The following is a 15,189-nucleotide window of genomic DNA, read 5'->3' as shown; positions in this document are numbered from 1 at the left end:
CATGTTACGCGTGCTATTTCTGTTCCTGGTACTGATCGCAAGCGTGGTTGTCGGGCCGATGCTGGCCGGCCATCAGGGCTATGTACTGATCCAGACCGATAACTACAATGTCGAAACCAGCGTCACCGGCCTGGTGATCATGGCAGTCCTGCTCTTTATCGTGCTGCTGGCGATCGAATGGATCCTGCGCCGCATCTTCCGTACCGGCGCCCGTACCCGCGGCTGGTTCCTTGGCCGCAAACGCAGCCGGGCGCGCAAGCAAACCAAAGCTGCGCTGATCAAGCTGGCTGAAGGGGATTACAAGCAGGTTGAAAAACTGCTGACGCGCAATGCCGACCATGCCGAACAGCCGGTAGTGAACTATCTGCTGGCTGCCGAAGCCGCACAGCAACGCGGTGATGATTTCCGCACCAATCAGTATCTGGAGCGCGCCGCCGAGGCCGCCGATACCGATCAGTTACCGGTAGATATCACGCGCGTACGCATTCAACTGGCGCAGGGGGAAAACCATGCGGCACGTCACGGCGTCGATCGTCTGCTGAACCAAGCACCGCGTCATCCGGAGGTCTTGCGTCTGGCAGAGCAGGCTTATCTGCGCACCGGCGCCTTTGCCTCACTGCTGGAAATTCTGCCGTCGATGGGCAAAATCAATTTGCACACCGAAGCTGAGCTGCAAGCGCTGCAACAGCAGGCTTACATCGGCCTGATGAATCAGGCGATGGCGGACGAGGGCAGCGATGGCCTGAAGCGCTGGTGGAAAGATCAGAGCCGTAAAACCCGCCATGAAGTCCCGCTGCAAATCGCGATGGTGGAACACCTGATCGAATGCAATGACCACGAAATGGCGCAGGAAATCGTGCTCGACAGCCTGAAGCGCCAGTATGACGAACGTTTGGTGCTGCTGATCCCGCGCCTGAAGTCCGGCAACCCGGAACAGTTGGAAAAAGCGTTGCGTCAGCAGGTCAAACAACATGGCGCTACACCGCTGCTGAACAGCACGCTAGGTCAGCTGTTGATGAAACACGGTGAATGGCAACAGGCCGCCGACGCATTCCGGGAAGCGCTGAAACAGCGTCCGGATGCCTACGACTACGCCTGGCTGGCTGATGTGCTGGATAAGCTGCACCGTTCGGACGAGGCCGCTCAAATGCGACGTGAAGGGCTAATGCTGACCCTGAAGCATAACGGCGAGTAACACCGGCAATGTATTGTCCTCAAGGCGCGCCCCCTGGTCGCGCCTTTTTTATCCAAGTTGCTTATACCCAAGATAGTTGGAGTCACAGCAAGACGGCAAGCTCACGAATCCCCAGGAGCTTGGTCAACCAAGTGACTGGGGTGAGAGCGCGCAGTCAACGCGGCTGTGGCTTCAAATATGATGGGTATTAGGCAAAAAAAAACACTTGCCGCAGTGGCAAGTGTATAAAAAAGCAATCAGGTCTAGGACAACAGGGGCGGTGCCTCACTCAACGTTATGCCCGGAGTGTGATGTCAGCAGTTGCAAGCAACGCTGTCATCGTTCTGGTGGACAATAGGCACCCTAAATCGGCTCTGCATCATTCCCAGGGTTTATGAAGCCTAAGGCGAACATAAGAGGTGGAATGAGCATCTACAGAATAGATATAGCACAAGCCGTGCCAACTTCTGGAAAATGCGCGCCGGACTTTGCACAAAAACCACTATTCTATTGAATTACAAAACATTTAATTATTTTCACATCGATAGCGCGGTTCGCTCTCCTGCCCCCTTCTCTTGGTCTGTCACAGTTAACTATGTCGCCTTAGAACGACGACTTAAGCCAAAGTAATTTTTATCAAACAAAATCATCATGTTATATGTCTCAACTTGACGACAATGCATGATGCCCATGTCGCTGAAACCCAACGACGTGCCAAAATACGCAGACAGGAAGGACAAGGACAAGGACAAGGACAAGGACAAGGACAAGGACAAGGACAAGGACAAGGACAAGGACAAGGACAAGGACAAGGACAAGGCTGAAGAAAATAGAAAGTGCGGATTACAGAAAGCGAAAAGCCCGTTCATTGCTGAACGGGCTTTTCTGAAAGTGGTCGGCGAGAGAGGATTCGAACCTCCGACCCACTGGTCCCAAACCAGTTGCGCTACCAAGCTGCGCTACTCGCCGATTTCTTGTTGCACATACTACTGAATCTTATCGCTTATGTCTATGTAAATATTAAAATTTATCAGACATTTTGTGTGGTGCGAAGAGAGGGACTTGAACCCTCACGTCCGTAAGAACACTAACACCTGAAGCTAGCGCGTCTACCAATTCCGCCACCTTCGCACAGTCACAAAACAGCTTACAATTCTTCACTTCTCTTAGGAAGTGGGGTGGCTAATGGGACTCGAACCCACGACAACTGGAATCACAATCCAGGGCTCTACCAACTGAGCTATAGCCACCATTACTTCTTAACTTCACGCGGTAATACTACCACCGCAGCTCTTGCACACAAACTTAATGGTGCGCCCGACAGGATTCGAACCTGAGACCTCTGCCTCCGGAGGGCAGCGCTCTATCCAGCTGAGCTACGGGCGCATAGCGCCGTTGCGGGAGGGGATACTACGGATTTAACCCAATCCTGTCTAGTGCTTTTTCGCAGAAATGTTGCGTTTGATTACGCTTTGCTCACTCCCGCGCAGGAAAGCGCTATCCGCAGCCCCTTTTCACCGGTTATTGCTGCATTTCTGCCCGTTTTTCAGCCGGATGATGTTTCTTGTGCATGCCGAAAGCAAAGTAGCACAGGCTAACAGCTGCCAAGAAAATCGCCCCGACCAACAAAGAAATTCGCGTATCCGGGTTAATTCCCATGCCAATCAGCACGCAGACCAGGAAAGCGATGGTCAGATAGTTCACATACGGGAACATCACTGACTTGAAGCTGTGGGTTTTGATCGCTTCTTTATGAGCGCGACGGAAATACAGCTGGCTGATCAGCACCACAAACCACGGCACCATGCCAGGCAGCACGCTGGCGCTGTAGACATAAACAAACACCTGCTGCGGATTCGGAATGAGGTAGTTCAGCCCGGAGCCGACCAGCAGACAGACGATGGTCACGGCAATGCAGTTCACCGGCACGCCGCTGGCGGACAATTTGGTCAACGAAGCGGGCAGTTGACGGTTCTTGGCCAGCGCGTACAGCATGCGGCCACCGCTGTACATGCCGCTGTTGCAGCCGGACAGCGCCGCAGTCAGCACCACGAAGTTAATGATACCGGCGGCGGCAACGATACCGATCTTGGCGAAGGTCAGCACGAACGGGCTGCCGGTAGTCCCGATACCGTTCCAAGGGAAGATAGTGACGATGACAAAGATGGCGCCGACATAGAAGATCAGAATACGCCACAGGATATTGTTAATCGCGCGTTTCAGCGTGACCTGCGGGTTCTTGGCCTCGCCGGCGGTAATGCCGACCAGCTCAACCCCCTGATAGGACGCCACGACAATACACAGCGCGAACAGGAAGCCCTTCCAGCCGCCGGCAAAGAAGCCGCCATGCTGCGTAAGATTGGCAAAACCGATCGGCTGACCGCCGTTGCCAAAGCCAAAGAAGATCACTCCCAGTCCCACCAGAATCATCACAATGATGGTGGTCACCTTAATCATGGCAAACCAGAACTCCAGCTCGCCGTACAGGCGCACCGCCGCCAGGTTGGCCAACGCCACCATCGCCACGGCGATCAGCGCCGGTACCCACTGCGGGATTTCCGGGAACCAGAACTGGACATAGACCCCAATGGCAGTGATTTCGGAAATGCCAACGGCAATCCACATAAACCAATAGCCCCAGGCAGTGAGGTAACCGAAATACGGCCCCATATATTTATGCGCATAAACGGCAAAAGAGCCCGCTACCGGCTCCAGGAACAGCATTTCGCCCATCGATCGCATAATAAAGAACACGAACAGCCCGGCGATGATATAGGCCAACAAGACCGACGGCCCCGCCCATTTCAGCGTGCTGGCCGACCCCATAAACAGACCGACGCCGATGGTGCCACCCAGAGCAATCAGCTCAATATGCCGGGCCTCGAGCCCCCGGTGCAGTCCTTGCGGTTTTTCTTTGTGTGCCATAGATCCTCAATGATGTTTTTTTTGATTGTGTTTGCATGCCGGCCGCTGCCGGTCGTTATTGTTTTTTAATTAAAATAGAGTAAATCATCCCCCGCCGCTTTGGCTGACATCAATGTGTGATCGGGGCGATCTTACGGCGAGAAAAACGTCGTTCAGCACTACCGCACCGGGTGCCAGCGGCTGGGGATAATTTCCGGACGGTATCGTTTCGCATTTTGCTGCTATAAGCAAACCGCAGCTTAAAACTTTATGGAATAAATGAGGGTGGGCTTAGGGTCTGAGGTTATAGAGGTGCGGCTAATACGTCATAAAGCAGGTTATTTGAACAAGCGAATACGTCAGGGCAGCACTAAACACCCCGACGTCGTTATCACATCTTGCCGCGGTAGTAGTAACTCACAAACTTCAGCAGTTTCAACTGACGGCCAATCCGGCTGGGTTGACTGAGCAGCCGGTAGAGCCACTCCAGACCAAGATTCTGCCAAACCCTTGGCGCGCGTTTCACATGACCGGTGAACACGTCGTAGGTCCCGCCTACGCCCATATACAATGCCTGCGGATGCACCTTGCGGCAGTCGCGCATCAGGATTTCCTGTTTCGGCGATCCCATGGCAACCGTCACTATAGCGGCGCCGCTGACGCGGATGCGTTCAAACAGCGCATCGCGCTGTTCAGGCTTGAAGTAACCATCCTGGCTGCCGACCAGGTTCACATTCCACTGGCTGCGCAGCTTCTGCTCGGTTTCCGCCAGTACCGAAGGTTTGCCGCCAATCAGGAACACCGGCGTCCCCTCACGACCGGCACGCTGCATCAGCGCTTCCCACAGATCGGCTCCCGCTACGCGCGACACCTCGGCTCCCGGATATTTGCGGCGGATTGATCGCACCATGCTGATACCGTCGGCATATTTGTATTCCGCTTCGTCCAGCAACGCATGCAACGCAACATCTTCCTCCGCCTTCAGTATCTTTTCTGCGTTCATCGCCACCAGAGTGCCCTGCTTTACCTGGCCGCCGTCAAACAGAAAATCCATGCATTGCGCCATATCGCGAAATCCCCAAAGGCTGAAACCGCGCAGCTCATATTTGGGAACCCTAATCGTTGCTTCCATCGTTATTCTTATCCTTACAGAAGGCCGTCGGCGCGTGGGGAGGATACCGGCGATGCCAGCCTGCGTGAACGCAGCACCCGTGCCTTAATCAAACCAGCAGTGTCAAACAGCCAGTACAGCAATTTCGCCATCAACAGACAGGCACCAAAAATAAGGCAGAAGAACACCACCCGCGAGACAAACGAATCCACGCCTTCCCTCGCCAATACGATAATGTTGAACACCGCGCCAAAGCAGAAACTCTGCAATATGGCCGCCTTGTAGCGGTTAGGCTCGCTTTTGCCCATTTCGTACAGCCAGTCGAACCATTTGATGATCATGCCAACCAGCACGGCACCGACAGGGATGAACAACGCACCGCCCATCACCACCAGCGACCCGATCAGCGTCGGTGAGATCGCCAGGCCGGAATGGTTATCCAGCACTTCCCAGGTGAAGTAGTTGGCGGTATTCAGCACCGTATCCGGACGGCCCGGCCACAGCCAAGCCGGAATGAACACGTAAAAATCACGCACAATCGGCGCCAATCCCTGGAAGTCGATTTTGTCGTAGTTTTGCAGCAACAGCGCCAGGTTTTCCCATGGCGAGAAGGTATCTCGCGTCAGGTAAAGGAAGGTGTAAAACGCTTCAGAGCCACTGACGTCGAGGCTATAACGTTTTAACGCCAGCCAGAACATGCCGACGATGCCGAACACGCCGGCGGCCACCAGCATCCACAGCGAGATCCAGCCGCGGACAATGCCGATAAACAAAAACAGCGAGAAAGCGATGATGATATTGGCGCGGGTGCCGCCGACAATCACGTAGGTCAGGATGCCGAAGGCCACCGTAGCCGCCAAGAAGAAGAACCAGGCACGCAGATCCTGTTTCAGGAAATACACCACCAGCATTGCCGGAATAAAGAAATAGAAGAACCGCTTGAGCGCTACGCCAGATACATCGCTGGAAAAAATCTGGCTATAAGAGTTGAGCTTGAACAGCAGGAAACCGTTTTGCATGAAGAAAATGCCCACGGTACCGATCGCCACCAGCGCCAGCAATATCCAGGTCAGATTGGTTTCCACCCGGTTCATGGTAAATACCGGCTTACGCGGCCGTACGCTGGGCTTACGCAGCCGGGTTTTATAGCTGACGTAATAAATCGCGTAAAACGCGGTAGCGGAGAGAATGGCGTACAGCAAGAACTCGACCGGCACCACCTCGACGTCGAACTGAAACGCCAGCAGACACGTCAGCGGAAAGCCGAAGTAAAACGTCAGCAAGTACAGCAGGGAAAAGAAAACGTTGAAGTTAAAGCGGATACGCCGAAACTCCTGATAAGTCAGCGTAAGAATAAACAGCACGCTGACCAGATAGACGACAAACAATCCGCCAAATTGCGCCAACGTCATGAGCCTTCCCCCGCAGCCAGCGCCAATGCCTGTTGCCAGCCATCGACGTAGTTTGGATTAAAGAAGGCGATCGCCTGTTTATCTACCGACGCCAGTTGGCGCTGCGCCTCGCGCACCACCGCTTCATCCAGCGAATCGCCATAGAACAGTACCGGCAGATGCTGCTCCGCCAAATCCTGCCAGAACGGGTTCTGCCGGCTAAGCACGAACGGCACACCGAACTGAATCAGCAAACACAGGGTACCGATACCCTGCTGGCGGTTAAAAATAAAATAACCGAGATCACATTCGCGCAGGATGTTCAGGTAATCGTCGAATACCACCTGCTGCGTCAGCAACTGCAGGTTCTTGTCGCTGAACCATTGCAGCCCGGCGGTACGCACCTGGTCGATATAGGCGTCGTTGTTGGCCGGATAGCCCATCGGCAGGATCACGCGCACGTCCGCGCCGAACTGCTGGTGGATCGCTTTCAGCGCTTCAACATGACGGTTGGTGCGATCGCCGGAATTCCCTACCAGAATGGTCATGGGTCCGGCCAAGCTCTTCTCCACGCTGATGCCGGTCAGGGCCGGGTCCATTCGCGTTGGAAAATACAACAGGGAGGCCGGCACGCGCGCATGGCGCTGCTGGTAATGGATCACGTCGCCGCGGGTCGCAAATACACGCTCCACCCGCCCTTGCGCGATGCGGCGCAGTACATAGAACAGGCGGAATTTCCAACTGGTGGCGTCCTCGTACAGATCCGCGCCCCAGATATGCCAGCTCACCTGGCGAGCTTTGATTTTACCGCTCAGCAACGCCAGCCACAGCGTAGGATTAAACTGGCCATGCAGGAAGAAACGCTGATTACGATCGGCCTGAGCGCGGGTAATCACCGCCGCCGCCAGGCTTTTTTTATCCGGGAAAGCCTCGATGCTCAACTCGGGAAAATCGCCCAGCGCCGCTACGTCTCTGGCTACTACCATAAAATGGCGTGTCTGTTCGGACGGCAGGCGCTTCGCCAACACGTCGTTGAAGAAACGCAGCACCGTCTGATTGTGATGCGGGATATCAGAACCCAATACGTGAATCAGTATGGTCATACTCGTCTACGATAAAGAAGAAATACGCAGCTACAGAGCGCGAAATACACAATGTAGGTTGCCATGTAAGCCTGCGCCGCACCCAATGCGCCGTGCAGCGGTATCAGCCAGTGCGAAAACAGCGTCAGCAGCAGAAATTGGCTGACTTCCGTCAGAATGTAAAAACGCAGCGATGCCTTGGCGATAACCAGATAGCCAAAGACATAAGCGCCCACCTTCAGTACATCGCCCACCAATTGCCAGGCGAACAGATCGCGCATGGCGACGAACTTGTCCGTGAACAACAACCAGATGGCGAAATCGCGCAGCAGCCAGACGGTGAAACTTGCCGCCGCTACGGCGGGCAGCACAAACTTCAGCGAACGTACGATCTCCTGCGAGATGGCGCTTTTTTCCTTCAGCCGCGACAGCGTTGGCAGCAGGTAGACGGTAAATGAAGCGGTGATAAACTGCAGATAAGCGTCGGAAATGCTGCTGACACCCTGCCAAATCCCCACCTCCTCCCAACTGTAATGGCTGGCCAGCAGGTTACGCATCATCACATAGGCCACCGGCAGCGTCACTGAGGTGATCAGCGCCATAATGGTGAACTTGCCGAGATGACTGGCCAGCGCCTTGTCCCAGGCCAGAGCCAAATAGCTCAGCGGCAGGGTTTTGCGCCGCCACAACAGGAAGCCGGCAGGCAATACCACCAATGCCGGCACCAGCGCCAATCCTGCCAGAGCGCCTTCATAACCGCCCAGTTTAAAGCACAGGTAGTACGCCACCACGCCAATCAGGCTGCCGCCAATCACCGCCAACGCGTTGCCCATCGCATCGCGGTAGCCTTTCAGCACCGCCATAAACAGGTTGGCGTAGGCGATACCCATCTGAATAAAGGCCACCGCACGCACCACGTTCACATACTCGGCGTGACCGAACAGCGCGATGCTGATGGGAACGGCTGCGAATAAAAACACCAGCGCCAACAGCGTGGAGAAGCCCAGCACAATAGTCGACGCCGTGCCGACCGCCAGGCGCAACCGCTGCGGATCCTGATGGTATTCGGCAACGTATTTCGTTATGCCGTTAAAAATCCCGGCACCGGACAACACGCCCAGCACGGTGATCAACTGGCGGAAGTTACCCGCCTGCCCAACACCGCTGGGGCCAAACGCCACCGCCAGCAGCTTCACCACCAATAACCCCACGCCAATTTTTATCAGCGTGGAGCCGGCGGTCCAAATCGATGCTTTTGCCAACGACATATCAGGCGAAGAAACTAAGAATGGTATTGATCACCGTACGCTGATTAACGTCAGACATATTATAGAACAGCGGCAGGCGCACCAGACGCGCGCTTTCCTGGCTGGTGAAGCGGTCTTCACCGGCAAAACGGCCGAAACGATCGCCCGCCGGGCAGTCATGCAGCGGAATGTAATGGAACACCGCCATGATTTCGGCTTCTTTCAGATAACCGATAAACGCCGTGCGGTCTTCAATATCACGCAGTTTGATATAGAACATATGCGCATTCTGCACGCAGTCCGCCGGAATGGTCGGCAAGACGATGCGGCCGGCTTCGGCCAGCGGCAGGAAGCTATCATAATACTTCTGCCATAGCGCCAGGCGGCGCTGGTTGATGCGTTCGGCCGCCTCGAGCTGGCCCCACAGGTACGCGGCCTGCAGATCTGACATCAGATAGCTGGAACCGATATCGCGCCAGGTGTACTTGTCAACCTGACCGCGGAAGAACTGGCTACGGTTGGTGCCTTTCTCGCGAATGACTTCCGCCCGGTCGATCAGCGCCGGATCGTTAATCAGCGTGGCGCCGCCCTCACCGCCTGCGGTGTAGTTTTTGGTTTCGTGGAAGCTGAAACAGCCAATATGGCCGATGGTGCCGAGCGCTTTGCCCTTATAAGTGGCCATCACACCCTGTGCGGCATCTTCCACCACGTACAAATTGTATTTTTTCGCCAGCGCCATGATGGTGTCCATCTCGCAGGCCACGCCGGCGTAATGAACCGGCACAATGGCGCGGGTCTTATCGGTGATCGCCGCTTCGATTTTGCTCTCATCGATGTTCATGGTGTCCGGACGCAGATCGACAAACACCACTTTAGCGCCGCGCAGCACAAAGGCGTTGGCAGTTGAAACAAAGGTGAAGCTCGGCATGATCACTTCATCGCCCGGCTGAATATCCAGCAGGATCGCCGCCATCTCCAGCGAGGCGGTACAGGACGGTGTCAGCAATACCTTCGGGCTGCCAAAACGCTGTTCCATCCACTGCTGGCAACGACGGGTAAACCCGCCATCGCCACACAGTTTGCCACTGCCCATTGCAGCCTGCATATACTCAAGTTCGGTGCCAACAACCGGTGGTGCGTTAAATGGAATCATGTTTTCCTCTGTATAACCAATACGAGGTGCTTTCGATAGCGGCACCCTGTCGTTGATAGAGCCGTAACGCGGCGATATTACCGAACTGGGTCGCGACCCGCAGGCGCTGTTGCGACCGACACTCGGCCATTGCTGCGGCCATCAATCGGGAGCCAATCCCTTTACCGGCAGCGCCGGGGAATGCCGCCAGCAGGCCGATTCGCGCCTCCTGGCCACCGATATCACGCAGGCTGACAAACCCTTCAGGCTGTCCGGCTTCGTCCAGCGCCAGCAAGCACTGGTGGTCAAAAGTCCCCAATACCGCTTTTTCTATCCACATGGCATAGAAACGGCCACTGTCATGAACGCCATACCAGGGCGCACGAAAACGGCTGGCGGTAAACACCTTGGCCGCCGCAGCACGCAGCGCCGGAATATCGGCCGGCACTGCCGGACGAATAGCCTGTGGCAGCACTCTGTGGGATGAAGCACATTCCGTGCCGATGTTCAGTACCAGATCGACTTCACCTTCAACCAGTTGGAAACCCAGCCTGGTCAATCCGTCCGCCCAGGCCGTTTGATGTGCAGGAATTTTGGCCTGCACCAGCTCATAGGCGGCCAGATCGGCCTCGGCAAGTGCCGGGGCAGCAGAGGAAAAGTTGATTTTCGCGCTGTTAAGCGCGAAAAACTCGGTTTCCCAGACTAGGGGCTCAATAGTGGCGTGGACGAGCATGCAGCAGATCCAGCAAATACTTGCCGTAACCGGTTTTGGACAATGAGTTGGCAGCGCGCTTCAGGCCTTTGTCGTCCAGCCAGCCATTACGCCAGGCAATCTCTTCCAGACAGGCAATTTTAAAGCCCTGGCGTTTTTCCACCGTCTGCACAAAACTGCTGGCTTCCAGCAGGCTGTCGTGGGTGCCGGTATCCAGCCAGGCAAAGCCTCGGCCCAGCAGCTCGACGGTCAGTTCGCCGCGCTCCAGATACATCTGATTAATGCTGGTGATTTCCAGTTCGCCGCGTTCGGAAGGTTTCACCTGTTTGGCGAACTCCACCACTTGCTTGTCATAGAAGTAAAGGCCAGTTACCGCCCAGTCGGACTTAGGTTTTTTCGGTTTTTCTTCGATCGACAGCGCGCGGAAGTTTTCGTCAAACTCCACCACACCGAAGCGTTCAGGATCCATCACCTGATAGCCGAATACCGTTGCACCTTCGGTACGCGTCGCCACGGTCTTTAATTTAGGGCTGAAAGATTGGCCGAAGAAAATGTTATCACCCAGCACCAGGCAGCAAGAGTCGCCGTTGATGAACTCTTCACCAATCAGGAACGCCTGCGCCAGGCCTTCCGGTTTCGGCTGCGCGGCATAGCTGAGATTCACGCCAAACTGATCACCGTTCCCCAGCAGCCGCTGGAATGAAGGCAGATCTTCCGGGGTGGAAATGATCAAAATGTCGCGTATCCCCGCCAGCATCAGCACTGACATCGGGTAGTAAATCATCGGCTTGTCGTAAATAGGCAACAGCTGTTTGGATACGCCGCGGGTAATAGGATGCAAACGGGTACCGGAACCGCCGGCCAAAATAATGCCTTTCATACTTACTCCAGAATCTACAGGCTGCCTCTCGGGCAGCGCTGCAATAAATTTAGTCGGATAAACCTAAACGCTCACCCGTATAGGAACCGTCCTGAACACGACTCCACCAGGTTTCGTTGTTCAGATACCAGGAAACCGTTTTGCGGATACCGCTTTCAAAGGTCTCCTGTGGGCGCCAGCCCAGTTCCCGATCAATTTTCCCGGCATCTATCGCATAACGCATATCGTGGCCTGGGCGATCCTTGACGTAAGTAATCAGGTCACGGTATTTCTCAATGCCCTGCGGCTTGTTCGGTGCCAGTTCTTCCAGCAAATCGCAGATGGTGTGTACCACCTCAATATTCTTGCGCTCGTTATGGCCGCCGATATTGTAGGTTTCGCCTACCACGCCTTCAGTCACGACCTGGTACAGCGCGCGCGCATGGTCTTCAACATACAGCCAGTCACGTACCTGCGCACCGTCGCCGTACACCGGCAATGGCTTGCCGGCAACGGCATTGAGGATCACCAGCGGGATCAGCTTCTCCGGGAAGTGATACGGACCGTAGTTATTGGAACAGTTGGTGACGATGGTCGGCAGGCCGTAGGTACGCAACCAGGCGCGCACCAGATGATCGCTGGAGGCTTTAGAAGCCGAATACGGGCTGCTTGGCGAGTAAGGCGTGGTTTCAGTAAACAGATCGTCCGTACCGTGCAGATCGCCATACACTTCGTCGGTGGAAATGTGGTGGAAACGGAAATTCTGCTTTCTCTTCGCGTCCAGCGGTTGCCAATAATGGCGGGCCGCCTCCAACATGGTGTAGGTCCCCACCACGTTGGTTTCAATAAATGCCGCCGGGCCGTCGATCGAACGATCGACATGACTTTCCGCCGCCAGGTGCATGATCACATCCGGCTGATATTGGGCAAACACCTTATCCAACGCCGCACGATCGCAGATATCCACCTGTTCAAACGAATAGCGTTCGTTATCGGCAATCACCGAGAGCGACTCCAGATTGCCCGCATAGGTAAGCTTATCGACCACCATGACGCTGTCCTGCGTGGCTTCAATGATATGTCTCACAACCGCGGAGCCAATAAAACCAGCGCCTCCAGTGACTAAAATACGCTTCAACGCCATACTCCTCTTGTATCAACAACCCACGTTTGTTTTATTTCTTCCGGCTTGATCGCTTTGAATTGCTTATGGTCGACCAGCATTACGATCACATCCGCCTGCTGCAAGGCATCGGCCAACGCTTTCAGCGTCACGTGACCGGCCAGAGATTTCGGCAACTGTTCAACATTGGGTTCAACCACCAACGTTTCGCCGACGTGCCAGTCAGCAATCAGATGCGCCACTTCCACCGCAGGGCTTTCACGCAAATCGTCGATATTCGGCTTGAAAGCCAGACCGAAACAGGCAATTTTCACTTCAGAAGCGCGTTTGTCGGTGGCTGCCAGACAGTCGGCAACGGCGGCTTTCACACGGTCAACCACCCACAGCGGTTTCCCGTCATTCACCAGACGCGCGGTATGGATCAGGCGCGCCTGCTGTGGATTTTGCGACACGATAAACCACGGGTCTACCGCGATGCAGTGGCCGCCGACGCCAGGACCTGGCTGCAGAATATTCACCCGCGGATGGCGATTCGCCAGACGGATAAGTTCCCAAACGTTGATACCCTGCTCGGCGCAAATCAACGACAGCTCATTCGCAAAGGCGATATTCACGTCGCGGAAGCTGTTTTCGGTCAGTTTGCACATCTCGGCGGTGCGTGAATTGGTCACCACGCATTCGCCTTCAAGGAAAATCTTGTACAGCTCGCTGGCGCGATCCGAACATTTTGGCGTCATGCCGCCGATAACGCGATCGTTTTGAATCAGCTCAACCATCACCTGCCCCGGCAGCACACGCTCCGGGCAATAGGCGATATTGACATCGGCGGCTTCACCCACCTGCTGCGGGAAGCTGAGATCGCTGCGCGCCTCGGCCAGCCACTGCGCCATCTGTTCGGTCGCTCCCACCGGTGAGGTGGATTCCAGGATAACCAGGTCACCCTTTTTCAGTACCGGCGCCAGTGATTTGGCGGCAGCTTCGACATAAGCCAGATCGGGCTCATGATCGCCTTTAAACGGCGTCGGTACCGCAATCAGAAAAGCATCCGCGGCCAAGGGTTTGGTCACCGCTTGCAGATAACCGCCGTCGACGGCCTCTTTAACCACTTTATCCAGATCGGGCTCAACGATATGAATCGCGCCGCGGTTAATGGTGTCTACCGCATGCTGGTTAACATCTACGCCCACCACTTTTTTCTTGCGCGAGGCAAACGCCGCCGCCGTTGGCAGACCGATATACCCCAGGCCGATAACCGAAATAGTGTTAAAACTCATAGTGTCACCTGATGATTCTTCAAAGCTGCGAGAATACGCTGGCAGGCATGCCCGTCACCGTAAGGGTTATGCGCCCGACTCATGGCGTGATATTCCTTTTCGTCCGTCAACAGCCGGGTCACCGCATCAACAATTTTAGCCACGTTGGTACCGACCAGACGGACCGTGCCCGCATCCACCGCTTCCGGCCGTTCGGTAGTGTCACGCATGACCAGCACAGGCTTGCCCAACGACGGCGCCTCTTCCTGGATCCCGCCGGAGTCGGTCAGGATCATATAAGCGTTAGCCATCAAATACACAAAGGGCAAGTAATCCTGCGGATCGATCAGGATGATGTTATCGATCCCTTTCAGAATACGGTTGACCGGCTCGCTGACGTTCGGGTTGAGATGCACCGGGTACACCACCTGTACGTCAGGATGGGTGCGGGCAATTTCCGCCAGTGCGCTGCAAATCCGCTCAAACCCGCCGCCAAAGCTTTCGCGGCGGTGGCCGGTCACCAGGATCAATTTCTTGCTGGCATCAAGGAACGGGTAGCGCTGCGCCAGGCTGTCATGCAATGCGGCATCGCCCATTACCCGATCGCGCACCCAGAACAGCGCATCGATAACCGTGTTGCCGGTAACGAAAATATGATCGTCCGGCAACAGTTCACGCAGCAGGTTCTGGCGTGAATTTTCCGTCGGTGCAAAATGATACATCGCCAGATGGCCGGTCAGCTTGCGGTTGGCCTCTTCCGGCCACGGCGAGTAAAGATCGCCAGTGCGCAAGCCCGCCTCCACGTGTCCGACCGGGATACGCTGATAAAAAGCCGCCAGACTGGTCGCCAGTGTGGTGGTCGTGTCACCGTGGACCAGCACTACATCCGGCTTGAATTCTTCCAGAACGCCTTTCAGGCCTTCCAAAATACGGCAGGTAATCTCACTCAGTCCCTGGCCGGGCTTCATGATGTTCAGATCGTAATCCGGCACGATTTCAAATAACCGTAATACTTGATCCAACATCTCACGATGCTGTGCCGTTACGCAGACTCTTGATTCAAAGGCTTCATCCTGAGCCAGGGCATGTACCAGCGGTGCCATTTTGATGGCTTCAGGCCTGGTGCCGAAAACAGTCAACACTTTCACAGCGAATCTCTTTTGGTCGGTTAACCGCAGGCATACCTGCGAATTGGGCGTTC

At 55.2% G+C, this 15,189-nt stretch carries 12 protein-coding genes and 4 tRNA genes; 1 reads left to right on the top strand and 15 read right to left on the bottom strand.

The window, feature by feature from the left end:
- Position 1: 1 nt before the first annotated feature.
- Positions 2–1,195 carry a protoheme IX biogenesis protein HemY gene (gene hemY, locus SERAS12_RS00695; RefSeq protein WP_013811046.1) on the top strand — a complete coding sequence of 398 codons (1,194 nt, stop codon included), beginning with the start codon at positions 2–4 and terminating at the stop codon, positions 1,193–1,195.
- A gap of 871 nt (positions 1,196–2,066) precedes the next feature.
- Here hemY and SERAS12_RS00690 read toward each other — a convergent pair.
- From SERAS12_RS00690 to wecB, 15 genes are all read right to left on the bottom strand, one after another.
- Positions 2,067–2,143, bottom strand: a tRNA-Pro gene (locus SERAS12_RS00690).
- Between the two features lie 75 nt (positions 2,144–2,218).
- A tRNA-Leu gene (locus SERAS12_RS00685) sits at positions 2,219–2,305 on the bottom strand.
- A 43-nt stretch (positions 2,306–2,348) separates the two neighbouring features.
- Positions 2,349–2,424 (bottom strand) — tRNA-His (locus SERAS12_RS00680).
- Between the two features lie 59 nt (positions 2,425–2,483).
- Positions 2,484–2,560: transfer RNA gene (locus tag SERAS12_RS00675), tRNA-Arg, on the bottom strand.
- A 135-nt stretch (positions 2,561–2,695) separates the two neighbouring features.
- Complete coding sequence (locus SERAS12_RS00670) at positions 2,696–4,099, bottom strand: amino acid permease (protein ID WP_013811045.1); 1,404 nt, start codon at positions 4,097–4,099, stop codon at positions 2,696–2,698.
- A 370-nt stretch (positions 4,100–4,469) separates the two neighbouring features.
- Positions 4,470–5,210: a lipopolysaccharide N-acetylmannosaminouronosyltransferase gene (wecG, locus tag SERAS12_RS00665; RefSeq protein ID WP_013811044.1), complete on the bottom strand. Its 741-nt coding sequence runs from the start codon at positions 5,208–5,210 to the stop codon at positions 4,470–4,472.
- Between the two features lie 14 nt (positions 5,211–5,224).
- The gene (gene wzyE, locus SERAS12_RS00660) at positions 5,225–6,601 is read right to left on the bottom strand and encodes an ECA oligosaccharide polymerase (RefSeq protein ID WP_013811043.1); all 1,377 of its coding nucleotides are present in this window, start codon (positions 6,599–6,601) and stop codon (positions 5,225–5,227) included.
- On the bottom strand, positions 6,598–7,683 hold the full coding sequence (locus SERAS12_RS00655) for a TDP-N-acetylfucosamine:lipid II N-acetylfucosaminyltransferase (RefSeq protein WP_013811042.1): 1,086 nt from the start codon (positions 7,681–7,683) through the stop codon (positions 6,598–6,600). The genes wzyE and SERAS12_RS00655 overlap by 4 nt, the downstream gene beginning before the upstream one ends.
- On the bottom strand, positions 7,680–8,930 hold the full coding sequence (wzxE, locus tag SERAS12_RS00650; RefSeq protein ID WP_013811041.1) for a lipid III flippase WzxE: 1,251 nt from the start codon (positions 8,928–8,930) through the stop codon (positions 7,680–7,682). Before wzxE ends, SERAS12_RS00655 begins: the two co-directional genes overlap by 4 nt.
- 1 nt (position 8,931) lies before the next feature.
- A complete protein-coding gene (rffA, locus tag SERAS12_RS00645) occupies positions 8,932–10,062 on the bottom strand; it encodes a dTDP-4-amino-4,6-dideoxygalactose transaminase (protein ID WP_013811040.1) in 1,131 nt (376 codons plus the stop codon).
- Positions 10,049–10,774: a dTDP-4-amino-4,6-dideoxy-D-galactose acyltransferase gene (gene rffC / locus SERAS12_RS00640; protein WP_013811039.1), complete on the bottom strand. Its 726-nt coding sequence runs from the start codon at positions 10,772–10,774 to the stop codon at positions 10,049–10,051. Before rffC ends, rffA begins: the two co-directional genes overlap by 14 nt.
- A complete protein-coding gene (gene rfbA, locus SERAS12_RS00635) occupies positions 10,752–11,633 on the bottom strand; it encodes a glucose-1-phosphate thymidylyltransferase RfbA (RefSeq protein ID WP_013811038.1) in 882 nt (293 codons plus the stop codon). Before rfbA ends, rffC begins: the two co-directional genes overlap by 23 nt.
- A gap of 49 nt (positions 11,634–11,682) precedes the next feature.
- Positions 11,683–12,756, bottom strand: coding sequence for a dTDP-glucose 4,6-dehydratase (rffG, locus tag SERAS12_RS00630; RefSeq protein ID WP_174270187.1), 1,074 nt, complete (start codon positions 12,754–12,756; stop codon positions 11,683–11,685).
- Positions 12,747–14,009, bottom strand: coding sequence for a UDP-N-acetyl-D-mannosamine dehydrogenase (wecC, locus tag SERAS12_RS00625; RefSeq protein ID WP_013811036.1), 1,263 nt, complete (start codon positions 14,007–14,009; stop codon positions 12,747–12,749). The genes rffG and wecC overlap by 10 nt, the downstream gene beginning before the upstream one ends.
- Positions 14,006–15,136 carry a non-hydrolyzing UDP-N-acetylglucosamine 2-epimerase gene (gene wecB / locus SERAS12_RS00620; protein WP_041415811.1) on the bottom strand — a complete coding sequence of 377 codons (1,131 nt, stop codon included), beginning with the start codon at positions 15,134–15,136 and terminating at the stop codon, positions 14,006–14,008. The genes wecC and wecB overlap by 4 nt, the downstream gene beginning before the upstream one ends.
- Positions 15,137–15,189: the final 53 nt, after the last annotated feature.

It is taken from the genome of Serratia sp. AS12 (assembly GCF_000214195.1).
In the GTDB taxonomy this organism is placed as follows: domain Bacteria; phylum Pseudomonadota; class Gammaproteobacteria; order Enterobacterales; family Enterobacteriaceae; genus Serratia; species Serratia plymuthica.
This window is presented reverse-complemented; position numbering and strand designations above follow the sequence as displayed.

What these genes read in the sequence shown, in the direction of transcription:
- hemY (WP_013811046.1), top strand. Translation starts at nt 2, where the DNA reads ATGTTACGCGTGCTATTTCTGTTCCTGGTACTGATCGCAAGCGTGGTT.
- SERAS12_RS00670 (WP_013811045.1), bottom strand. Translation starts at nt 4,099, where the DNA reads ATGGCACACAAAGAAAAACCGCAAGGACTGCACCGGGGGCTCGAGGCC.
- wecG (WP_013811044.1), bottom strand. Translation starts at nt 5,210, where the DNA reads ATGGAAGCAACGATTAGGGTTCCCAAATATGAGCTGCGCGGTTTCAGC.
- wzyE (WP_013811043.1), bottom strand. Translation starts at nt 6,601, where the DNA reads ATGACGTTGGCGCAATTTGGCGGATTGTTTGTCGTCTATCTGGTCAGC.
- SERAS12_RS00655 (WP_013811042.1), bottom strand. Translation starts at nt 7,683, where the DNA reads ATGACCATACTGATTCACGTATTGGGTTCTGATATCCCGCATCACAAT.
- wzxE (WP_013811041.1), bottom strand. Translation starts at nt 8,930, where the DNA reads ATGTCGTTGGCAAAAGCATCGATTTGGACCGCCGGCTCCACGCTGATA.
- rffA (WP_013811040.1), bottom strand. Translation starts at nt 10,062, where the DNA reads ATGATTCCATTTAACGCACCACCGGTTGTTGGCACCGAACTTGAGTAT.
- rffC (WP_013811039.1), bottom strand. Translation starts at nt 10,774, where the DNA reads ATGCTCGTCCACGCCACTATTGAGCCCCTAGTCTGGGAAACCGAGTTT.
- rfbA (WP_013811038.1), bottom strand. Translation starts at nt 11,633, where the DNA reads ATGAAAGGCATTATTTTGGCCGGCGGTTCCGGTACCCGTTTGCATCCT.
- rffG (WP_174270187.1), bottom strand. Translation starts at nt 12,756, where the DNA reads ATGGCGTTGAAGCGTATTTTAGTCACTGGAGGCGCTGGTTTTATTGGC.
- wecC (WP_013811036.1), bottom strand. Translation starts at nt 14,009, where the DNA reads ATGAGTTTTAACACTATTTCGGTTATCGGCCTGGGGTATATCGGTCTG.